Here is a 20,517-nt window from a genome sequence, read left to right as displayed (position 1 = left end):
AAAATAAAAGACGATAGATTTTAGCATAAATCTATCGTCTTAAATGATTAATCTCGTAAATTAGCCTTTTAAGCCTTCTTGGTCGAGAGTGTTATCTACGCCTTTATCCGCTTCAACACGTTGCATAAAGTTAGATAGCTGCTCGAGATGTGAAAAATCTAAGCCTAATCGGCGGCACCAATTTAGCATAATGTAAAGGTACACGTCCGCAACCGAAATTGTTTCACCGAAGAAAATATGGCTTTCTAAATATTCATTCGCAGTTGCTAATTGTTCCAGAATTTGTTCCGCTGCTTGCTGGCGAATGGCTTTAATAAGCTCTTCATTGCCTTCAGCATAACTTGGTAATCGGAATAATGGCACGAAAGATTTGTGTACATCTGCGTTAAAGAAAGATAACCAGCGTGCCGCTTTTGCTTTATCTCTTGCTGTTTTGCTACCGAATAATTTGGCGTCTGGGTAGAGTTCGTCCAAATAGTGCAAAATTGCCTGATTTTGGGAAAGGGCTAAATCGCCATCTACCAATAACGGCACAGCACCACGAGGGTTGAGGGCTAAATATTCGGCTGATTTAATAAATTCACGGCTGACTGCTTGGAATTCATAATTTTGCTGGGTTTGAGCTTTGATCCACTCTAATGCCACGTGTGGCACAAAGGAACAAGCTCCAACTAAACCATATAATTTCATTCTGATTTCCTCTTTTTACTATTAAGGTAATAATTTTTCCAGACGCCATAAATCGGCGAAAGTTGCACGGGCTTTAATTAAGTGAGCTTGGTTACCATCAACCATAATTTCTGCTGCTTGTGGGCGAGAGTTATAGGTTGAAGACATTGCAGCACCGTAAGCTCCGGCAGAACGCATTGCAATTAAATCGCCTTCTGCAACCGCTAATTCTCTTGCTTTGCCTAAGAAGTCTGAAGTTTCGCAAATTGGGCCAACCACATCGTAGAGTGTTTTTTCTCGGTTGAGGGTTTTATCCACTTCGGTAATTTGCATATAAGCTTCATAAAGTGCTGGACGAATCATATCGTTCATTCCCGTATCGACAATCGCAAAATTACGATCTTCACTCTGTTTGATATATTCGACTTTGGTTACCAAAATACCCGCATTTGCAGTAATAGCCCGCCCTGGCTCAATGATAATTTCTAGATTTTCGTAACCTTTTAATTTTTCAAGTAAGGCTTTGACATATTCTGTTGGATGCGGCGGCTCTTCACCGTTATAAGGCACGCCTAAACCACCTCCTAAATCTAAATGATGTAGTTCTATACCGTCTTCTTTAAGCTGTTCCATTAGCACGATTAAACGATCTGTTGCGTCTAGGAACGGTTGTAATTCGGTTAATTGTGAGCCGATATGGCAATCCATTCCGGTAATTTTTACGTTATCCAAGGTTTTTGCTAAGCGATAAACTTCTCTAGCTTGGGTCACACTCACCCCGAATTTATTTTCTTTCAAACCCGTTGAAATATAAGGGTGGGTGTGTGCATCCACATCTGGGTTTACTCGTAGAGAAATTGGGGCAATTTTTCCTAACTGAGCAGCTACTTCATTAATACGGTGTAATTCTGGAATTGACTCAATATTGAAACAACGGATCCCCACTTCTAATGCTCGTTTGATTTCACTATGGGATTTTGCCACGCCGGAGAAAACGATTTTAGCAGGATCACCACCTGCGGCTAAAACACGTTCTAATTCCCCTTGGGAAACAATATCAAAGCCTGAACCGAGGCGAGCCATGACATTTAATAAGGCAATGTTTGAGTTAGATTTGACCGCGAAGCAGACTAAATGTGGGTGTGAGCCGAAGGCATTGTTGAAGGCGTGCCAATGGCGTTCAAGGGTGGCTCGAGAATAGATATAAGCCGGGGTGCCGTGCTGTTTGATAATCTCTGAAATCGCCACCTCTTCGGCAAAAAGTTGATTGTTTCTGTATTCAAAATGGTTCATATAATTCCGTTGTGTTTTGATTTTTATAAGAAAAGTAAAATAACAAGCGGTCAATTTTTACTAAAATTTTACGTATGAGCTGATGCTGTTACAAACTCGTATCTATGCAAATTTTTAGTGAAATTTAACCGCTTGTCAGCATTATTTTTGTTCGTGTTTTGGTGCTGACTCAGGGAAGTAAAGTGGGCCTTTTACGCCACACGCACTTAAGCCTAAGGTGGCGATTAATGCCACTAAAAGTAGTTTTTTCATTGGTGGTTCCTTTTAAAAAAGATGATGCCATTCTAAAACAAAATCAGAACCCTCGCTATAAAAAAATACACCTCAAGCCTTTGTGGGTTATACCCAAGGATTGAGGTGTAACGGTTAATACAGTTTGCTTAATTTATTTTAAGCTACCAACCATATCTTCAGGACGAACCCAAGCATCAAAATCTTCAGCGGATACTAAGCCGAGATTAATCGCCTCTTCTTTTAATGTTGTGCCGTTTTTATGGGCAGTTTTGGCAATTTTTGCAGCATTTTCGTAGCCTATATGGGTATTTAATGCAGTAACTAACATTAATGAATTATCAAGCTGTTGTTTAATGCGTGGGTAGTTTGGCTCAATGCCTACTGCACAATGTTCATCAAATGACACGCAAGCATCCCCTAATAATTGAGCAGATTGTAAGAAGTTTGCAGCCATTACAGGTTTAAATACATTTAATTGGAAGTGGCCTTGAGTGCCTGCAAAAGAAATTGTGGTGTCGTTACCTAGCACTTGTGCGGCAACCATTGTCATTGCTTCGCATTGGGTTGGATTTACTTTACCCGGCATGATGGACGAACCCGGTTCGTTTTCAGGAATTAAGATTTCGCCGATACCTGAGCGAGGGCCTGAGGCTAATAAGCGGATATCGTTAGCAATTTTATATAAAGAAACTGCGATTTGTTTTAAGGCGCCGTGGGTTTCTACAATCGCATCATGAGTTGCTAGGGCTTCAAATTTATTTTGTGCAGTTACAAAAGGTAAGCCTGTGAATTTAGCGATATAGTCCGCAACTACTACATCATAGCCTTTTGGTGTATTTAAACCTGTGCCTACAGCTGTACCACCTAAGGCGAGTTCAGATAAGTGAGGTAGGGTATTTTCTAAGGCTTTAATACCGAAGGCTAATTGAGCAGCATAAGCGGAAAACTCTTGACCTAATGTTAATGGAGTAGCATCCATTAAATGTGTACGTCCGATTTTTACTACATCTTTAAAGGATTCTGCTTTTTCCGCAAAGGTTTTTTGCAAGCGTTTTACGCAAGGAAGGGTATGTTCAACTACTTTTTTATATGCCGCAATATGCATTGCGGTTGGGTAGGTGTCATTAGAAGATTGGGATTTGTTTACGTCATCGTTAGGATGAATGATAGACTTCTCTCCGAGTTTGCCACCATTAAGCACGTGTGCACGGTTAGAGATGACTTCGTTCACATTCATATTTGACTGTGTGCCGGAACCTGTTTGCCAAATAACGAGTGGGAACTGATCATCAAGTTTGTTGGCTAAAATTTCGTCACAGGCTTTTGCAATTAAATCGCGTTTTTCGACCGCTAGTACGCCTAGATCGTGGTTCGCGTAAGCAGCCGCTTTTTTCAGATAACCAAAGGCTTCGATAATTTCAGCAGGCATTGATGCTTCAGGACCAATTTTGAAATTATTGCGTGAACGTTCTGTTTGTGCTGCCCAATATTTATCAGCCGGGACTTGCACTTCACCCATAGTGTCTTTTTCGATACGGTATTCCATACTTGACTCCTAAATTTTAATGAAATTTAAAATTGACACCTTCTAATAATTTAGAGGTATTAAGGAAATACTAGCATAAAAGGAAAAGAAATGAACTGTGAAATGCAATTCCCTACCAGTTTTTGGCAGTTTTATGATTTGGATCACATTATTGTTTAATAGGCGAAGCGTTTACGTAGCCCTGCTTCATATAAGGCTTGATTTGCTTCTTGCATTAATTCTCGTTTTTGCTGTTCTGTGAATGTGTAGATATATTGATGATTTAAAGCCCCATTTAATTTAAAAAGTAGCTCCTCAGTCACATCTATTCCTTGTATAACTAGCTTAATAAATACTTTAATATATCCTTCCTCTATGAAATCTTGGATAGAAAGAATTCCGATTTTTTTGAGCATTCTTTCTAATTTGATATTCATATTAGGTAAATTTCTAATTTGAGTTGCACGTTTTTTGTGGCATTCTTGTTTTAGCTGATTAAGCTCATCTACAATTGAGATAACTAAGTCAGTAAAGAGGGAATTATTGGCAAGAATATCAGCCGGAAGATTATAAAATTTATTACTTTGTAGCCCTATCTTATCATCACATAACGGGTTTGTATCTGGGTGATTAAAAATGAGCTCTGAATATTTAGTTGCAATACGTAGGTATATGGAATTGTTCTGGTATAGAGCGATCATTAAATCATTTTTGAAAACAGCATAGTAGGAAAAATATGTTTTCAGTCGAAATTGTCCGATAATTGGTGAAAATAGAGGGGCAATTTCTTGTCTAATTTCATTAGTCGCTTTCATGTCTAGCCTCCTGGCGTAAAGTGGTATGTGTATTATTGTTCAAGTCAATGAATAAACTGTTATGCACTAAATTTCAACTAGGATTTTCTAGAATTGTGAAGTTGCTCGAAAAGTTTTGATAAAAAAAGATAAAAATATCCTTTCTTTGAGTTACTTCAATTGTTGTATGGGAAATATTGTGTATCTTAATAGGTTTTGTACTTTGCGTGCGAAACAAAAAATGCAAAAATAGTTGCATAAGTGATAATTTATAGGTAGAATTGCAGCGCTCTATTTATGGTATGGGTTAACCAACATTAATTGAGACGTTTGATGTAATCATTTATCAAATGGCATTGCAGATTTTGTAATGTAAAAATGTTCCTAATTTTGGAACTATATAGGTTTAACTGAGCTCCCTTATCCTATTGGTTAAGTGGTAGTTTGGTTTTTTTATTAGCTAAATTTTTTAATTGGAGCTCTGGTCTAATGCAGAACCAAAGAATCCGTATCCGCTTAAAAGCATTTGATCATCGTTTAATTGATCAATCTACTGCGGAGATCGTAGAAACAGCTAAACGTACTGGTGCACAAGTTCGTGGTCCAATTCCTTTACCAACTCGTAAAGAACGTTTCACTGTATTGATTTCTCCACACGTGAACAAAGATGCACGTGATCAATATGAAATCCGTACTCACAAACGTTTAGTTGATATTGTTGAACCAACAGAAAAAACTGTTGATGCATTAATGCGTTTAGATCTAGCTGCTGGCGTTGATGTTCAGATTAGTCTAGGTTAATTGGGAATTTTAAGAGGTTATTACAATGATTGGTTTAATCGGTCGTAAAGTTGGTATGACCCGCGTTTTCACTGAAGACGGCGTGTCTATTCCAGTTACCGTTATCGAAATCGAAGCCAACCGTGTTACTCAAGTTAAAACCCTTGAAAACGATGGCTATTCTGCAATTCAAGTTACTACTGGCTCTAAAAAAGCAAGTCGTGTAACTAAACCAGAAGCAGGTCATTTCGTGAAAGCAGGTGTTGAAGCTGGTCGCGGTTTATGGGAATTTCGTACTGAAGGTGAAGAATTCACTTTAGGTCAAGAAATCAATGTTGACATCTTCACAGATGTTAAAAAAGTCGATGTTACTGGTACATCAAAAGGTAAAGGTTTCCAAGGCGGTGTTAAACGCTGGAATTTCCGTACTCAAGATGCTACACACGGTAACTCTTTATCACATCGTGTACTTGGTTCTATTGGTCAAAACCAAACTCCAGGTCGTGTGTTTAAAGGTAAAAAAATGGCTGGACACTTAGGTGCTGAGCGTGTAACTGTTCAATCACTTGAAGTTGTTCGTGTAGATGCTGAGCGTAAATTATTATTAGTTAAAGGTGCTGTTCCAGGCGCTGCTAATAGTGATGTTATCGTTAAACCAGCAGTTAAAGCATAAGTCTAGGAGATAGAGATGGAATTGCAAGTTGTAGGTGCAAACGCACTAACTGTTTCTGAAACTACCTTCGGACGTGAGTTTAATGAAGCATTAATCCACCAAGTAGTTGTTGCTTATGCAGCAGGTGCTCGTCAAGGATCTCGTGCTCAAAAAACTCGTGCTGAAGTGTCTGGTTCAGGTAAAAAACCTTGGCGTCAAAAAGGTACAGGCCGTGCACGTTCTGGTGACATCAAATCACCAATCTGGCGTTCAGGTGGTATCACTTTTGCTGCGAAACCACAAGATCATAGCCAAAAAGTGAACAAAAAAATGTACCGTGGTGCAATTAAGAGCATTCTTTCTGAACTGGTTCGTCAAGACCGTTTAGTAGTTGTTGAAAAATTTGAAATTGATGCACCAAAAACTAAAGTATTAGCACAAAAATTAAAAGATATGGCGTTAACTGACGCTCTTATCATTACTGCAAGCTTAGATGAAAATCTATTCTTAGCTGCGCGCAACCTTTATAAAGTAGATGTGCGTGATGTTCAAGGTATCGACCCAGTTAGCTTAATTGCTTTCGATAAAGTGGTTGTTACTGTTGATGCAGTAAAACAAATTGAGGAGATGTTAGCATGATTCAACAAGAACGTTTGCTAAATGTGTTAAAAGCACCACATATCTCTGAAAAAGCGACGAATAATGCTGAAAAAGGCAACACTATCGTTTTCAAAGTAGCATTGGATGCTAACAAAGTTGAAATTGCAAATGCAGTTGAGCAACTATTTGAAGTGAAAGTGGACTCTGTTCGTACTGTAATCGTTAAAGGTAAAACTAAACGTCGCGGTGCTAAAATGGGTCGTCGTAGTGACTGGAAAAAAGCTTATGTAACTCTTCAAGAAGGTCAATCACTTGACTTCGTTGAAGGTGCGGCAGAGTAATAAAACGGAGGAATAAAATACAATGGCTATCGTTAAATGTAAGCCGACCTCCGCTGGTCGTCGTCACGTAGTTAAAGTTGTTAACGCAGAATTACATAAGGGTAAACCTTATGCACCATTATTAGATACTAAATCTAGAACTGGTGGTCGTAACAATTTAGGTCGTATCACAACTCGTCACATTGGTGGCGGTCATAAACAACACTATCGTTTAATTGACTTCAAACGTAACAAATTAGACATTCCAGCTGTTGTTGAGCGTTTAGAATACGATCCAAATCGTTCTGCAAACATTGCATTAGTTCTTTATAAAGATGGTGAGCGCCGTTATATCTTAGCACCAAAAGGCTTATCTGCTGGTGATACGATTCAAGCAGGTGCTTCAGCTCCGATTAAAGTAGGTAATGCGTTACCTATGCGTAATATCCCTGTTGGTTCTACAGTTCACAATGTTGAATTAAAACCAGGTAAAGGTGGTCAAATTGCTCGTTCTGCAGGTGCTTACGTGCAAATTATCGCTCGTGAAGGTAACTATGTTACTTTACGCCTTCGTTCAGGCGAAATGCGTAAAGTTTTAGCTGAGTGTACTGCAACCATCGGTGAAGTAGGTAACTCAGAGCATATGCTTCGCGTACTTGGTAAAGCAGGTGCAAACCGTTGGAGAGGTATTCGTCCAACAGTTCGTGGTACTGCAATGAACCCGGTAGACCACCCACACGGTGGTGGTGAAGGTCGTAACTTCGGTAAACATCCTGTTACACCTTGGGGCGTTCAAACCAAAGGTAAGAAAACTCGTCACAACAAACGTACTGATAAATTCATCGTACGTCGTCGTGGCAAATAATTTTATTCATTAACTAAAAGGTAAACACCAATGCCACGTTCCCTCAAGAAAGGTCCTTTCCTTGACCTACACTTGTTGAAGAAGGTAGAGAAGGCGGTGGAAAGCGGGGATAAAAAGCCAATTAAAACTTGGTCCCGTCGTTCAATGATCATTCCATCAATGATTGGTTTGACCATCGCAGTCCATAATGGTCGTCAGCACGTTCCTGTTTATGTTTCCGATGAAATGATCGGTCATAAACTAGGTGAATTTGCCCCGACTCGTACATACCGCGGTCACGCCGCAGATAAGAAAGCTAAGAAATAAGAGGTAAAAGATGGAAACTATTGCTAAACATCGTTACGCTCGTACTTCTGCCCAAAAAGCTCGCTTAGTTGCTGACTTAATCCGTGGTAAAAAAGTTGCGCAAGCATTAGAAATCTTAACTTTCACTAACAAAAAAGCAGCTGCTTTAGTTAAGAAAGTATTAGAGTCTGCTATTGCAAACGCAGAGCACAATGACGGTGCAGATGTCGATGACCTTAAAGTTGCTAAAATCTTCGTTGATGAAGGTCCAAGCATGAAACGTGTAATGCCACGTGCAAAAGGTCGTGCAGATCGTATTTTAAAACGTACAAGCCACATCACTGTGGTTGTGTCAGATCGTTAATTAAGTGGAGAATAACAAATGGGTCAGAAAGTACATCCTAATGGTATTCGCCTAGGTATTGTTAAACCTTGGAACTCTACTTGGTTCGCGAATACACAAGATTTCGCTGATAACTTAGAAGGCGATTTCAAAGTACGTCAATTTTTAAACAAAGAGTTAGCGAACGCTTCTGTATCACGTATCACTATTGAGCGTCCTGCAAAAAGTATTCGTGTAACTATTCACACAGCCCGTCCTGGTATCGTTATCGGTAAAAAAGGCGAAGATGTTGAGAAATTACGCAACGCAGTTGCTAAAATTGCTGGTGTTCCAGCTCAAATCAATATCGCTGAAGTGAAAAAACCAGAGCTAGATGCAAAATTAGTTGCTGATAGCATCGCTTCTCAACTTGAACGTCGTGTTATGTTCCGCCGTGCTATGAAGAAAGCGGTTCAGAACGCAATGAAATTAGGTGCTAAAGGTATCAAAGTTGAAGTTAGCGGTCGTTTAGGTGGTGCAGAAATTGCTCGCTCAGAGTGGTATCGTGAAGGTCGAGTGCCTCTACATACACTTCGTGCAGACATCGATTATAACACTGCTGAAGCTCACACCACTTACGGCGTAATTGGCGTAAAAGTGTGGATCTTCAAAGGTGAGATTCTTGGTGGAATGGCTGCAGTGATTGAATCTGAAAAAGAACCAGCGGCACAGCCTAAAAAGCCAGCTCGCAAAGGTCGTAAATAAGGAGATCACTGAATGTTACAACCAAAACGTACAAAATTCCGTAAAGTACACAAAGGCCGTAACCGTGGTATCGCGGGCGGTACAGAAGTGAGCTTCGGTTCATTCGGTTTAAAAGCGATTGGTCGTGGTCGTTTAACTGCTCGTCAAATTGAAGCTGCTCGTCGTGCGATGAGCCGTGCAGTAAAACGTCAAGGTAAAATCTGGATCCGTGTGTTCCCAGACAAACCAATCACTGAAAAACCATTAGAAGTCCGTATGGGTAAAGGTAAAGGTAACGTTGAATACTGGGTAGCCTTAATCCAACCGGGTAAAGTTCTCTATGAAATGGATGGTGTATCTGAAGAAGTTGCTCGTAACGCATTCGCATTAGCGGCAGCTAAACTTCCGTTCAAAACCACATTTGTAACTAAAACGGTGATGTAATGAAAGCTCAAGAACTACGTAATAAAAGTGTTGAAGAGCTGAATGGTGAGTTAGTGAACCTTTTAGGTGAACAATTCAAATTGCGTATGCAAGCAGCCACCGGTCAGCTTCAACAAACCCACCAGTTAAAACAAGTGCGTCGTAGCATTGCACAAGTTAAAACTGTATTAACCGAAAAGGCGGGTGAATAATGACTGATAAAATTCGTACAGTACAAGGTAAAGTGGTTAGCGACAAAATGGATAAATCATTTGTAGTTGCTATCGAACGTACAGTTAAACATCCAATTTATGGTAAGTTTATCCGTCGTACAACTAAACTTCATGTACACGATGAAAATAACGAAGCTAAATTAGGTGATGTTGTTGAAATTAAGGAATGTCGTCCTGTTTCAAAAACTAAATCTTGGACTTTAGTTCGTGTAGTTGAAAAAGCAATTGTTGCTTAATTAACTATTATCAAATAAAAACCTCGGTTACTACCGAGGTTTTTATTTTAGTCTCATTGCTTTTGCAAAAAATTAGGGTTTTTTGACAGCTTGTTTAAAGCTTTGAGTATTTATATTTTACTTTAGAAATATAAATCTGAATGGTGCTACAGGAAAGAAAATAATCCTTAAAAATAACTTGATTAATTCCTCTATTTTGTAGTATATTTTGCATCCTGTTTATATAGTGTAAACAGGTTCGTCCCGAAAGGGTGTTTTTTTTATTTAACGGAGCACTAATATGATCCAAGAACAGACTATGCTGGATGTTGCTGATAACTCAGGGGCTCGTAGCGTAATGTGTATCAAGGTTCTAGGTGGATCGCACCGTCGTTACGCTGCTATTGGCGATATCATTAAAGTTACTGTAAAAGAAGCAATTCCACGCGGTAAAGTTAAAAAAGGTGATGTGTTAAAAGCAGTTGTTGTGCGCACCAAGAAGGGTGTTCGTCGCCCAGATGGCGCAGTTATTCGTTTCGATGGCAACGCTTGTGTAATTTTAAACAATAACACAGAGCAACCAATCGGTACTCGTATTTTTGGACCGGTGACTCGTGAACTTCGTTCTGAGAAGTTTATGAAAATCATCTCTTTAGCTCCAGAAGTACTGTAAGGAGAGAATGTAATGGCTGCTAAAATCCGTCAAAACGATGAAGTAATTGTTCTTGCTGGTAAAGACAAGGGCAAACGTGGTAAGGTAACTTCTGTGTTACCAAATGGTAAAGTGGTTGTTGAAGGGATCAACATCATCACTAAACATGAAAAACCAGTTCCGGCATTAGGTAAAGCTGGTGGTTTAGTGAAAAAAGAAGCGGCGATTGATGCATCAAACGTTGCAATCTTTAACCCGGCAACAAATAAAGCTGACCGTGTAGGTTTTAGAATTGAAGACGGCAAAAAAGTACGTTTCTTCAAATCTAATAATGAAATTATTTAATTAACTGGAGTAATGCGATGGCGAAACTGCATGATTACTACAGAGATACAGTAGTTAATGAATTAAAAGCGAAATTCAACTACTCATCTGTCATGCAAGTCCCACGAATCGAAAAGATAACCCTGAATATGGGTGTGGGTGAAGCATTGACCGACAAAAAACTGTTAGATAACGCAGTAGCAGATTTAACAGCAATCAGCGGTCAAAAACCTTTAATTACAAAAGCACGCAAATCTGTTGCAGGCTTTAAAATCCGTCAGGGATATCCAATCGGATGCAAAGTAACCCTACGTGGTGAACGTATGTGGGAATTCTTTGAAAGATTGATTACTATCGCTGTTCCACGTATCCGTGACTTCCGTGGTTTAAACGCTAAGTCATTCGATGGTCGTGGTAATTACAGTATGGGTGTTCGTGAACAAATCATTTTCCCTGAAATCGACTACGATAAAGTAGATCGTGTACGTGGTTTAGATATTACTATTACCACAACAGCGAAAAGCGATGAAGAAGGTCAAGCTTTATTAGCGGCTTTCAATTTCCCATTCCGTAAATAAGGTAGGTTATCGTGGCAAAACAATCAATGATCGCACGTGATGTAAAACGTGCTAAATTAGCTGATAAATTCTACGCAAAACGTGAAGAGTTAAAGAAAATCATCTCTGATGTAAACTCTTCAGATGAAGAACGTTGGGATGCAGTGTTAAAATTACAAACACTTCCACGTGATTCTAGCCCGATTCGTCAGCGTAATCGTTGCCGTCAAACTGGTCGTCCACATGGTGTACTTCGTAAGTTTGGTTTAAGCCGTATTAAAGTCCGTGAAGCTGCAATGCGTGGCGAAATCCCGGGTCTTAAGAAAGCTAGCTGGTAATAACCTCTTTTAATTTGGAATCATGGGAGTAAATACATGAGCATGCAAGATCCAATCGCAGATATGCTGACCCGTATTCGTAACGGTCAAGCTGCGAATAAAGTTGCAATCAGTATGCCTTCATCTAAGTTAAAAGTTGCTATTGCAAATGTTTTAGCTGAAGAAGGTTATATCGAAAGCGTTAAAGTTGTTGAGGGTGCAAAACCTGAACTGGAAATTACTTTAAAATATTTCCAAAATAAACCAGTTGTGGAAAGTATTCAACGTGTAAGCCGTCCTGGTCTTCGTATTTACAAACGTAAAGACGAGTTACCAAAAGTAATGGGTGGTTTAGGTATCGCAGTTGTTTCTACATCTAAAGGTGTAATGACCGACCGTGCTGCTCGTCAAGCAGGTTTAGGCGGTGAAATTATCTGTTACGTAGCATAATAGAGAGGTAGGAAAAATGTCTCGTGTTGCAAAAGCACCTGTTAATATTCCTGCCGGTGTTGAGGTAAAACTTAACGGTCAGCTATTAACAGTTAAAGGTAAAAACGGCGAGTTATCTCGCGAAATTCATCATGCAGTTGAAGTAAAACATGACGCTAACGCATTAACTTTTGCACCTCGTGAAGGTGTTGCTAATGCAGATGCGCAAGCAGGTACTGCTCGTGCACTTGTTAATGCTATGGTTATCGGTGTTACTGAAGGCTTTACTAAGAAATTGCAATTAGTGGGTGTTGGTTACAGAGCTCAAATGAAAGGTAACTCAGTTGCTTTAAGTTTAGGTTTCTCACACCCTGTAGAACACGCGTTGCCAGCAGGCGTAACTGGTGAATGTCCATCACAAACAGAAATTATTCTGAAAAGTGCTGACAAACAGTTAATCGGTCAAGTGGCAGCAGATATTCGTGCATACCGCAAACCTGAGCCTTATAAAGGTAAAGGTGTACGTTACTCTGATGAAGTAGTACGTACTAAAGAAGCGAAGAAAAAGTAAAGTAAGGTAACACTATGGATAAGAAAGTAGCTCGTATCCGTCGTGCAAGCCGTGCACGTCACTTAATGAGAGAGCAAGGTGCAACACGCTTAGTCGTGCATCGTACCCCGCGTCATATCTATGCGCAGGTTATCGCACCAAACGGCTCAGAAGTTTTAGCAGCAGCTTCAACTGTTGAGAAAGTAATTAAAGAGCAAGTTAAATATACCGGTAATAAAGAAGCCGCAGCAGTAGTGGGTAAAGTCGTTGCTGAGCGTGCGATTGCCAAAGGTATTCAAGCGGTTGCATTCGATCGTTCAGGTTTCAAATACCACGGTCGTGTACAATCATTAGCAGATGCTGCTCGTGAAGCTGGTCTTCAGTTCTAATAGAGGAATTTGAGATGTCAAACATCGAAAAACAAGCTGGTGAACTGCAGGAAAAGCTAATCGCGGTTAACCGTGTATCTAAAACCGTAAAAGGTGGTCGTATTATGAGTTTCACTGCTTTAACAGTAGTGGGCGATGGTAACGGTCGTGTAGGTTTTGGTTACGGTAAAGCACGTGAAGTTCCAGCAGCAATCCAAAAAGCGATGGAAAAAGCTCGTCGCAATATGATTAATGTAGCTTTAAACGAAGGGACATTACAACACCCTGTTAAAGGTTCACACACTGGTTCACGTGTATTTATGCAACCAGCAAGCGAAGGTACTGGTATCATCGCTGGTGGTGCAATGCGTGCTGTGTTAGAAGTAGCAGGTGTTCGTAACGTTCTTTCTAAAGCGTACGGTTCAACCAACCCAATTAACGTTGTTCGTGCAACAATTGATGCACTTGAGAACATGAAATCACCTGAAATGGTTGCTGCAAAACGTGGCAAAACAGTTGAAGAAATTTTGGGGTAATTGGATATGGCAAAAATTAAAGTAACTCAAACTCGTAGCTCTATCGCTCGTTTACCGAAACATAAAGCAACGTTAAAAGGCTTAGGTCTTCGTCATATTCGTCATACTGTAGAACTTGAAGATACACCAGCAGTGCGTGGTATGATCAATCAAGTATCTTATATGGTTAAAGTGGAGGAATAATAGAATGCGTTTAAATTCTCTTTCTCCGGCTGAAGGTGCTAAGCACAGTGCAAAACGTTTAGGTCGCGGTATTGGTTCTGGTTTAGGTAAAACTGGTGGTCGTGGTCATAAAGGTCAAAAATCTCGTTCAGGTGGAAAAGTTCGCCGTGGTTTCGAGGGTGGTCAAATGCCTTTATACCGTCGTTTACCAAAATTTGGTTTTACTTCACTACAAGCGTTACGCGTAGCTGAAATTCGTTTAAACGACTTAGCTAAAGTAGATGGTAACGAAGTAACTTTAGATGCGTTAAAAGCAGCTAATATCATTACTAAAGATATTTTATCAGCTAAAGTGATTTTAGCAGGTAAAATTGAAAAAGCAGTTGTGGTTAAAGGCTTACGTGTAACTAAAGGTGCTAAAGCTGCTATCGAAGCTGCTGGCGGTTCTATCGAGGAATAATAGATGGCAAAGCAACCAGGGTACCAAGGTAGTACACAAAAAGGGACTGGCGAGCTTAAATCAAGATTGTTATTTGTTTTAGGTGCGTTAATCGTTTTCCGTATCGGTTCTTTTATACCTGTTCCTGGCATTGATGCTTCTGTATTATCCGAATTAATTCGACAACAGCAAGGCACCATCATTGATATGTTTAATATGTTCTCTGGTGGTGCTTTAAGCCGTGCATCTATATTTGCATTAGGTATTATGCCTTATATTTCAGCGTCAATTATTATTCAATTATTGACAGCGATTCATCCCCCTCTAGCTGAATTGAAAAAAGAAGGTGAGGCTGGTCGTAGAAAAATTAGCAAATATACGCGATATGGTACATTGCTATTAGCATTTATTCAGTCTATTGGTATTTCATTAGCCCTACCGAATATGGTACAAGGATTAGTTCCTAATCCAAGTATGTTATTCTATATAACTTCTGTAATTAGCTTAGTAACGGGAACTATGTTCCTAATGTGGCTAGGTGAGCAAATCACTGAACGTGGTATCGGAAACGGTATCTCATTGATTATTTTTGCAGGTATTGTTGCAGATCTTCCTGCAACAATTGGGCAGACAATTGAGCAAACTCGCCAAGGTGAGCTGTCTTTCATTGTATTATTACTAGTAGCAATAATTGCATTTGCAGTAACTTATTTTGTTGTTTTTGTTGAACGTGGACAAAGAAGAATTGTTGTGAATTATGCAAGTCGCCAGCAAGGTAGAATGATGGCACCTGCAAGATCTTCTCACTTACCACTTAAAGTTAATATGGCAGGCGTAATACCGGCAATTTTTGCTTCAAGTATTATTTTATTCCCTGCAAGTATTACTCAATGGTTTGGTCAAAGTGAAGGTTTTGAATGGTTATTTAACCTTTCACAATTATTACAGCCAGGTCAACCATTGTATATTGTATTATTTACAATGGCAGTGATTTTCTTCGCATTCTTTTATACAGGAATGCAGTATAATCCTCGTGATACAGCGGATAATCTTAAGAAATCAGGTGCGTTTGTACCAGGTTATCGACCAGGCGAACAAACATCTCGTTATATTGATAAAGTAATGACGCGCTTAACTTTAATCGGTGCGTTGTATATTACTTTTGTTTGTTTGGTTCCTTATATCATTACATCATTATGGAAAGTTCCATTCCAATTAGGTGGAACCTCTTTATTAATCGTAGTGGTTGTTATTATGGATTTCATCGCACAGGTTCAGAGCCATTTAATGTCTCAACAATATGATTCTGTGTTGAAGAAAGCTAACTTAAAAGGCTTAGGTCAATAAGCCCTTAACAAAGGATAAGCAATGAAAGTTCGTGCTTCAGTTAAAAGAATGTGCCGTAATTGTAAAGTAATCAAACGTGAAGGTGTGGTTCGTGTAATTTGTAGCGATCCTAAACACAAGCAACGTCAAGGTTAATTTTACGCATATTTCTTGCAAAGAACCTGCTGAGCAGTTATACTGCTCAGCTCATTCGTCCTGATATACTGTTTGAGTATCCTGAAACGGGCTTTTCAAGATCAGTATATCAATAAACTTAAATAATAGGAGTGCATAGTGGCCCGTATTGCAGGCATTAACATTCCTGATCAAAAACACACTGTAATCGCATTAACTGCAATTTACGGTATCGGTAAAACTCGTGCTAAAGCAATTTGTGCTGCAACGGGTATTGCTGAAGATGTAAAGATCAGAGAATTGTCTGAAGAGCAGATTGAAAAACTGCGTGAAGAAGTTGGTAAATTTACTGTCGAAGGTGATTTACGTCGTGAAGTGACTTTAAGCATCAAACGTCTTTTAGACCTAGGTTGCTACCGTGGTTTACGTCATCGTCGTAGTTTACCGGTACGTGGTCAACGTACTAAGACTAATGCGCGTACCCGTAAAGGTCCACGCAAACCGATCAAAAAATAATCGGAGTAGATAAATAATGGCTAAAACACCAGTTCGCGCACGTAAGCGCGTTAAAAAACAGATTGCAGATGGCGTAGCTCATATCCACGCATCTTTCAATAACACAATCGTTACTATTACTGACCGTCAAGGTAACGCTCTAGCATGGGCAACTGCAGGTGGTTCAGGTTTCCGTGGTTCTCGTAAATCAACCCCATTTGCTGCTCAAGTTGCTGCAGAGCGTTGTGCAGAAATGGTTAAAGAGTTTGGTTTAAAGAATTTGGAAGTTATGGTTAAAGGTCCGGGTCCGGGTCGTGAATCTACAATCCGTGCATTAAATGCAGCGGGTTTCCGTATCACGAACATTACAGATGTGACTCCGATTCCTCATAACGGTTGTCGTCCACCGAAAAAACGTCGCGTATAATTGACGTTAGAATAATTGGAGAAAGAAAATGGCAAGATATTTGGGTCCTAAGCTCAAGCTAAGCCGTCGTGAAGGTACTGATTTATTCTTAAAATCAGGCGTTCGTGCGATTGAATCAAAATGTAGAAATAGACTTGATGTAGCCCCTGGTCAACATGGTGCTCGCAAGCCACGTTTATCTGACTACGGTAGTCAATTACGTGAAAAACAAAAAGTTCGCCGTATTTATGGTATCTTAGAGCGTCAATTCCGTAACTATTATACAGAAGCAAATCGCTTAAAAGGTAATACAGGTGAAAACTTATTAGTATTATTAGAAGGTCGTTTAGATAACGTAGTTTATCGTATGGGTTTTGCTGCAACTCGTGCTGAAGCACGCCAACTTGTTAGCCACAAATCTATCGTAGTAAACGGTCGTGTAGTAAACATTCCTTCATTCCAAGTTTCTGTTGATGATGTGGTTGCTGTTCGTGAAAAATCGAAAAAACAAGCACGTATTAAGGCATCATTAGAATTAGCTACTCAACGTGAAAAACCAACATGGTTAGAAGTTGACGCAACTAAAATGGAAGGCGTATTTAAACGTCGTCCTGAGCGTTCTGATCTATCAGCAGATATTAATGAACATCTGATTGTTGAGCTTTATTCTAAATAATAGTTAGCTTAACCGCAAAGAGAGGAAAAAATGCAGGGTTCTGTGACAGAATTTTTAAAGCCACACTTAGTGAATATTGAGCAAGTTAGCTCAACTCATGCTAAAGTGACATTAGAGCCGTTAGAGCGTGGTTTTGGCCATACGTTAGGTAACGCACTTCGCCGCATTTTACTTTCATCTATGCCGGGTTGTGCAGTTACTGAAGTTGAAATTGATGGTGTATTACATGAATACAGCAGCAAAGAAGGCGTTCAGGAAGATATTCTTGAGGTATTATTAAACCTTAAAGGTCTAGCGGTAAAAGTGCAAAATAAAGATGATATTATTTTGACACTAAATAAATCTGGAATTGGCCCTGTAACTGCAGCCGACATCACACACGATGGCGATGTGGAAATTGTAAATCCCGATCATGTTATCTGTAATTTAACAGATAAGAATGCGTCAATTAACATGCGTATTCGAGTTCAACGTGGTCGTGGTTATGTGCCTGCATCTGCACGTCTTCATACTCAAAACGATGACCGTCCAATTGGTCGTTTATTGGTAGATGCACGTTTCAGCCCAGTAGATCGCATTGCTTATAATGTTGAAGCTGCTCGTGTTGAACAACGTACAGACTTAGATAAACTCGTTATTGAGATGGAAACTAATGGTACATTAGATCCAGAAGAAGCTATCCGTCGTGCTGCAACGATTTTAGCAGAACAACTTGCTGCATTCGTTGATTTGCGTGATGTTCGTCAGCCTGAAGTGAAAGAAGAAAAACCGGAGTTTGATCCTATTCTTCTTCGTCCAGTAGATGACTTAGAGCTGACAGTTCGTTCTGCTAACTGTTTGAAAGCAGAGACAATTCACTATATCGGTGATTTAGTACAACGTACAGAAGTTGAACTTCTTAAAACCCCTAATTTGGGCAAAAAATCTCTTACAGAGATTAAAGATGTTCTTGCTTCTCGTGGCTTATCACTCGGTATGCGCCTTGAAAACTGGCCACCTGCAAGTATTGCAGAAGACTAGTTTCGGTATAGATTTTCTAAGAAGGAATAGGTTATGCGCCATCGTAAGAGTGGACGTCAATTAAACCGTAACAGCAGCCATCGCCAAGCGATGTTCCGTAATATGGCAAGTTCTCTAGTTGAACATGAGATCATCAAGACAACTTTACCAAAAGCAAAAGAGTTACGTCGTGTAATTGAACCGTTAATTACTTTAGCTAAAGCTGACAGTGTTGCAAATCGCCGTTTAGCTTTTGCCCGTACACGCAACGTTGATACAGTTGCTAAATTATTCAATGAATTAGGCCCACGTTTTGCAAATCGTGCTGGTGGTTACACCCGTATCTTAAAATGTGGTTTCCGTGCAGGCGATAATGCACCAATGGCATACATTGAGTTAGTAGACCGCCCAGAAGTTGCAGCAGAAGCAGCTGCGGAATAATCTAATTAAGTTTGGAACTAAAACCCCGATATTTCTATCGGGGTTTTTATTTTGCAAAAAATTGCTAAAAGATCACCGCTTGTAATTGTTTCCTATCAGTAAATAATTTATTCACATTTTTTCTCTTTATCTTTTTATTATTAGATATAAACTAATCACAATTTTTGATACTTAAAAGGATTCCCAATGAAAAATGTATTAGTTATTAAGTCTAGTATTTTGGCCGCTAGCTCTCAATCAAATCACTTAGTTGATTATTTTAAAAGCAAAATTTCAGCGAATATCACTGAATATGATTTCGGTGCTAATCCATTACCATATTATGATCTCAATGCTGCAGTAGGTACTCGTTCTGAGCCACAAAATGATGCACAACGCCAAGCATTAACATTATCAGATAAGCTTATTGGTGAAGTAAAAGCAGCGGATGTATTAGTTTTCGGTGTGCCAATGTATAATTTAGGTATTCCTGCACAGCTAAAAACCTATATTGATTATTTAAACCGTGCAGGCGTGACTTTCCAATATGGTGCAAACGGTCCTGAAGGCTTAATCAAAGGTAAAAAAGCGATTGTTGTATTAGCACATGGTGGCATTTACAAAGATGGCCCAGCAGATTTAGCAAAAACTTATATGCAAACTGTTTTAAACTTTATTGGTATTGCGGATGTAGAATTCGTTTATGCGGAAGGTATCGGTTACGGCCCAGAAGTGGCAGAAAAAGCGGTTGCTGCTGCAAAAGTAGAATTAGAACGCATTGCTGGAACATTCTAATTTCAAGCAGTTTAAATGAACAGGGGACTTTATGTCCCTTGTTTTTTTGCAAAAAATCTGTATAATTTGACCGCCTGTTTTCTCTTTGGAGAGGCAAGTTCGTTACCCTCACCTCGAACGAGGGTTTATTTTTTACTATCAACATTTAGAGGAAAGGTTATGGTAACCATTCGTTTAACTCGTGGCGGAGCTAAAAAACGCCCATTTTACCAAATCGTGGTAGCGGACAGCCGTTCACCTCGTGATGGTCGCTTTATCGAGCGTATCGGTTTCTTCAACCCATTAGCAGCAGGCCAAGCTGAGCGTTTACGTTTAGATGTAGCTAAAGTGGATGCTTGGATTGCTAAAGGTGCTGATTTATCAGACCGTGTTGCTTCTTTAGTTAAAGAAGCTCGCAAAGCAGCTTAATTTTTTAAGCCAAAATTATATAAGTAGGTGGGTATGAGCGAACAAAAAATCGAAGTTGTCGGGAAATTAGGTTCAACCTATGGGATCCGTGGCTGGTTGCGCCTCTATTCATCAACAGAACAATCTGAAAGCATTTTCGACTATCAGCCGTGGTTTTTAAAAATTAAAGGCAACTGGCAACCGGTCGAACTAGAAAGCTGGCGTTATCACAGCAATGATTTGATTGTGAAATTAAAAGGCACGGAAGACCGTGAAGCCGCACAGTTATTAACCAATGCCGAAATTGGTGTAGATTTATCTGTGTTTCCTGAATTGGAAGAAGGTGATTATTACTGGCACGACTTAATCGGTTGTACAGTTGTGAACTTAGAAGGCTACACAATGGGAACAGTGACCGAAATGATGGAAACAGGTTCAAATGATGTGCTAGTGGTGCGTGCAAACAGCAAAGATGCTTTTGGTAAACAAGAACGATTAATTCCGTTCTTATATGAACAAGTAGTTAAAAGAGTAGATCTCACCACCAAAACCATTACGGTGGAGTGGGACGCTGGTTTCTAACCTCAGGT

General features: G+C 39.6%; 36 protein-coding genes. 31 read left to right on the top strand and 5 right to left on the bottom strand.

Annotated features, from left to right (window positions below; all coding sequences use genetic code 11):
- Positions 1-60: 60 nt before the first annotated feature.
- The 5 genes from A4G16_RS09405 to A4G16_RS09385 all read right to left on the bottom strand — a co-directional run bounded on the left by A4G16_RS09405 (position 61) and on the right by A4G16_RS09385 (position 4,536).
- On the bottom strand, positions 61-690 hold the full coding sequence (locus A4G16_RS09405; protein ID WP_165889633.1) for a glutathione S-transferase family protein: 630 nt from the start codon (positions 688-690) through the stop codon (positions 61-63).
- 21 nt (positions 691-711) lie between these two features.
- The gene (gene lysA / locus A4G16_RS09400) at positions 712-1,962 is read right to left on the bottom strand and encodes a diaminopimelate decarboxylase (RefSeq protein ID WP_165889632.1); all 1,251 of its coding nucleotides are present in this window, start codon (positions 1,960-1,962) and stop codon (positions 712-714) included.
- 141 nt (positions 1,963-2,103) lie between these two features.
- Positions 2,104-2,214: an LPS translocon maturation chaperone LptM gene (gene lptM / locus A4G16_RS09395; protein WP_042802508.1), complete on the bottom strand. Its 111-nt coding sequence runs from the start codon at positions 2,212-2,214 to the stop codon at positions 2,104-2,106.
- Between the two features lie 133 nt (positions 2,215-2,347).
- A complete protein-coding gene (fumC, locus tag A4G16_RS09390) occupies positions 2,348-3,742 on the bottom strand; it encodes a class II fumarate hydratase (RefSeq protein WP_165889631.1) in 1,395 nt (464 codons plus the stop codon).
- A 155-nt stretch (positions 3,743-3,897) separates the two neighbouring features.
- Complete coding sequence (locus tag A4G16_RS09385) at positions 3,898-4,536, bottom strand: TfoX/Sxy family DNA transformation protein (protein ID WP_165889630.1); 639 nt, start codon at positions 4,534-4,536, stop codon at positions 3,898-3,900.
- A 468-nt stretch (positions 4,537-5,004) separates the two neighbouring features.
- Here A4G16_RS09385 and rpsJ point away from each other — a divergent pair, with 468 nt between their 5' ends.
- The 31 genes from rpsJ to rimM all read left to right on the top strand — a co-directional run bounded on the left by rpsJ (position 5,005) and on the right by rimM (position 20,509).
- Complete coding sequence (gene rpsJ, locus A4G16_RS09380) at positions 5,005-5,316, top strand: 30S ribosomal protein S10 (protein WP_001181005.1); 312 nt, start codon at positions 5,005-5,007, stop codon at positions 5,314-5,316.
- Positions 5,317-5,341: 25 nt separating this feature from the next.
- On the top strand, positions 5,342-5,968 hold the full coding sequence (rplC, locus tag A4G16_RS09375) for a 50S ribosomal protein L3 (protein ID WP_165889629.1): 627 nt from the start codon (positions 5,342-5,344) through the stop codon (positions 5,966-5,968).
- Between the two features lie 15 nt (positions 5,969-5,983).
- Complete coding sequence (rplD, locus tag A4G16_RS09370) at positions 5,984-6,586, top strand: 50S ribosomal protein L4 (RefSeq protein WP_027073853.1); 603 nt, start codon at positions 5,984-5,986, stop codon at positions 6,584-6,586.
- Entirely contained in the window at positions 6,583-6,888 is a 306-nt protein-coding gene (gene rplW, locus A4G16_RS09365) for a 50S ribosomal protein L23 (protein WP_027073854.1), read from the top strand. The genes rplD and rplW overlap by 4 nt, the downstream gene beginning before the upstream one ends.
- A 22-nt stretch (positions 6,889-6,910) precedes the next feature.
- Complete coding sequence (rplB, locus tag A4G16_RS09360; protein WP_165889628.1) at positions 6,911-7,732, top strand: 50S ribosomal protein L2; 822 nt, start codon at positions 6,911-6,913, stop codon at positions 7,730-7,732.
- 30 nt (positions 7,733-7,762) lie between these two features.
- Positions 7,763-8,038 (top strand): 30S ribosomal protein S19, encoded by a 276-nt coding sequence (gene rpsS, locus A4G16_RS09355; RefSeq protein ID WP_005539416.1) that lies wholly within the window; start codon positions 7,763-7,765, stop codon positions 8,036-8,038.
- Between the two features lie 10 nt (positions 8,039-8,048).
- A complete protein-coding gene (gene rplV, locus A4G16_RS09350; protein ID WP_005599292.1) occupies positions 8,049-8,381 on the top strand; it encodes a 50S ribosomal protein L22 in 333 nt (110 codons plus the stop codon).
- An 18-nt stretch (positions 8,382-8,399) separates the two neighbouring features.
- Positions 8,400-9,104 carry a 30S ribosomal protein S3 gene (gene rpsC / locus A4G16_RS09345; protein ID WP_027073856.1) on the top strand — a complete coding sequence of 235 codons (705 nt, stop codon included), beginning with the start codon at positions 8,400-8,402 and terminating at the stop codon, positions 9,102-9,104.
- Positions 9,105-9,116: 12 nt separating this feature from the next.
- Complete coding sequence (gene rplP, locus A4G16_RS09340) at positions 9,117-9,527, top strand: 50S ribosomal protein L16 (protein WP_006249357.1); 411 nt, start codon at positions 9,117-9,119, stop codon at positions 9,525-9,527.
- Positions 9,527-9,718: a 50S ribosomal protein L29 gene (rpmC, locus tag A4G16_RS09335; protein WP_005711179.1), complete on the top strand. Its 192-nt coding sequence runs from the start codon at positions 9,527-9,529 to the stop codon at positions 9,716-9,718. The genes rplP and rpmC overlap by 1 nt, the downstream gene beginning before the upstream one ends.
- Entirely contained in the window at positions 9,718-9,975 is a 258-nt protein-coding gene (rpsQ, locus tag A4G16_RS09330) for a 30S ribosomal protein S17 (RefSeq protein ID WP_027073857.1), read from the top strand. The genes rpmC and rpsQ overlap by 1 nt, the downstream gene beginning before the upstream one ends.
- Before the next feature lie 280 nt (positions 9,976-10,255).
- A complete protein-coding gene (gene rplN, locus A4G16_RS09325) occupies positions 10,256-10,627 on the top strand; it encodes a 50S ribosomal protein L14 (RefSeq protein WP_005711998.1) in 372 nt (123 codons plus the stop codon).
- Positions 10,628-10,639: 12 nt separating this feature from the next.
- A complete protein-coding gene (gene rplX / locus A4G16_RS09320) occupies positions 10,640-10,951 on the top strand; it encodes a 50S ribosomal protein L24 (protein WP_027073858.1) in 312 nt (103 codons plus the stop codon).
- A gap of 17 nt (positions 10,952-10,968) precedes the next feature.
- On the top strand, positions 10,969-11,508 hold the full coding sequence (gene rplE, locus A4G16_RS09315) for a 50S ribosomal protein L5 (RefSeq protein ID WP_047977345.1): 540 nt from the start codon (positions 10,969-10,971) through the stop codon (positions 11,506-11,508).
- 11 nt (positions 11,509-11,519) lie between these two features.
- Positions 11,520-11,825 carry a 30S ribosomal protein S14 gene (gene rpsN / locus A4G16_RS09310; protein ID WP_042802522.1) on the top strand — a complete coding sequence of 102 codons (306 nt, stop codon included), beginning with the start codon at positions 11,520-11,522 and terminating at the stop codon, positions 11,823-11,825.
- Between the two features lie 36 nt (positions 11,826-11,861).
- On the top strand, positions 11,862-12,254 hold the full coding sequence (gene rpsH / locus A4G16_RS09305) for a 30S ribosomal protein S8 (protein WP_025216416.1): 393 nt from the start codon (positions 11,862-11,864) through the stop codon (positions 12,252-12,254).
- Positions 12,255-12,270: 16 nt separating this feature from the next.
- A complete protein-coding gene (gene rplF / locus A4G16_RS09300; protein WP_027073861.1) occupies positions 12,271-12,804 on the top strand; it encodes a 50S ribosomal protein L6 in 534 nt (177 codons plus the stop codon).
- Between the two features lie 14 nt (positions 12,805-12,818).
- Entirely contained in the window at positions 12,819-13,172 is a 354-nt protein-coding gene (gene rplR, locus A4G16_RS09295; RefSeq protein ID WP_165889627.1) for a 50S ribosomal protein L18, read from the top strand.
- 14 nt (positions 13,173-13,186) lie between these two features.
- Complete coding sequence (gene rpsE, locus A4G16_RS09290; protein ID WP_005705945.1) at positions 13,187-13,687, top strand: 30S ribosomal protein S5; 501 nt, start codon at positions 13,187-13,189, stop codon at positions 13,685-13,687.
- 6 nt (positions 13,688-13,693) lie between these two features.
- Entirely contained in the window at positions 13,694-13,870 is a 177-nt protein-coding gene (gene rpmD / locus A4G16_RS09285; protein WP_006250021.1) for a 50S ribosomal protein L30, read from the top strand.
- Positions 13,871-13,874: 4 nt separating this feature from the next.
- Positions 13,875-14,309, top strand: a complete 435-nt coding sequence (gene rplO / locus A4G16_RS09280; RefSeq protein WP_027073862.1) for a 50S ribosomal protein L15 — start codon at positions 13,875-13,877, stop codon at positions 14,307-14,309.
- A gap of 3 nt (positions 14,310-14,312) precedes the next feature.
- A complete protein-coding gene (gene secY / locus A4G16_RS09275; RefSeq protein ID WP_027073863.1) occupies positions 14,313-15,635 on the top strand; it encodes a preprotein translocase subunit SecY in 1,323 nt (440 codons plus the stop codon).
- Positions 15,636-15,656: 21 nt separating this feature from the next.
- Positions 15,657-15,770, top strand: coding sequence for a 50S ribosomal protein L36 (gene rpmJ / locus A4G16_RS09270; protein ID WP_006250018.1), 114 nt, complete (start codon positions 15,657-15,659; stop codon positions 15,768-15,770).
- A gap of 138 nt (positions 15,771-15,908) precedes the next feature.
- The gene (gene rpsM, locus A4G16_RS09265) at positions 15,909-16,265 is read left to right on the top strand and encodes a 30S ribosomal protein S13 (RefSeq protein ID WP_005599322.1); all 357 of its coding nucleotides are present in this window, start codon (positions 15,909-15,911) and stop codon (positions 16,263-16,265) included.
- A 16-nt stretch (positions 16,266-16,281) separates the two neighbouring features.
- Positions 16,282-16,671: a 30S ribosomal protein S11 gene (gene rpsK / locus A4G16_RS09260; protein WP_005705959.1), complete on the top strand. Its 390-nt coding sequence runs from the start codon at positions 16,282-16,284 to the stop codon at positions 16,669-16,671.
- Between the two features lie 28 nt (positions 16,672-16,699).
- Positions 16,700-17,326, top strand: a complete 627-nt coding sequence (gene rpsD, locus A4G16_RS09255) for a 30S ribosomal protein S4 (RefSeq protein WP_006250017.1) — start codon at positions 16,700-16,702, stop codon at positions 17,324-17,326.
- A 30-nt stretch (positions 17,327-17,356) separates the two neighbouring features.
- The gene (locus A4G16_RS09250; protein ID WP_027073864.1) at positions 17,357-18,346 is read left to right on the top strand and encodes a DNA-directed RNA polymerase subunit alpha; all 990 of its coding nucleotides are present in this window, start codon (positions 17,357-17,359) and stop codon (positions 18,344-18,346) included.
- A gap of 33 nt (positions 18,347-18,379) precedes the next feature.
- Positions 18,380-18,766: a 50S ribosomal protein L17 gene (gene rplQ / locus A4G16_RS09245; RefSeq protein WP_165889626.1), complete on the top strand. Its 387-nt coding sequence runs from the start codon at positions 18,380-18,382 to the stop codon at positions 18,764-18,766.
- Between the two features lie 186 nt (positions 18,767-18,952).
- Positions 18,953-19,540 (top strand): FMN-dependent NADH-azoreductase, encoded by a 588-nt coding sequence (locus A4G16_RS09240; RefSeq protein WP_165889625.1) that lies wholly within the window; start codon positions 18,953-18,955, stop codon positions 19,538-19,540.
- A gap of 159 nt (positions 19,541-19,699) precedes the next feature.
- Positions 19,700-19,948 (top strand): 30S ribosomal protein S16, encoded by a 249-nt coding sequence (rpsP, locus tag A4G16_RS09235; RefSeq protein WP_159628721.1) that lies wholly within the window; start codon positions 19,700-19,702, stop codon positions 19,946-19,948.
- 33 nt (positions 19,949-19,981) lie between these two features.
- Positions 19,982-20,509, top strand: a complete 528-nt coding sequence (gene rimM / locus A4G16_RS09230; RefSeq protein WP_165889624.1) for a ribosome maturation factor RimM — start codon at positions 19,982-19,984, stop codon at positions 20,507-20,509.
- The last annotated feature ends 8 nt before the right edge of the window (positions 20,510-20,517 follow it).

Source organism: Mannheimia granulomatis, from assembly GCF_011455695.1.
Lineage (GTDB): Bacteria > Pseudomonadota > Gammaproteobacteria > Enterobacterales > Pasteurellaceae > Mannheimia > Mannheimia granulomatis_A.
The sequence above is the reverse complement of the archived record's forward strand: the minus strand, read 5'-3'. Positions and strand labels throughout refer to the sequence as shown.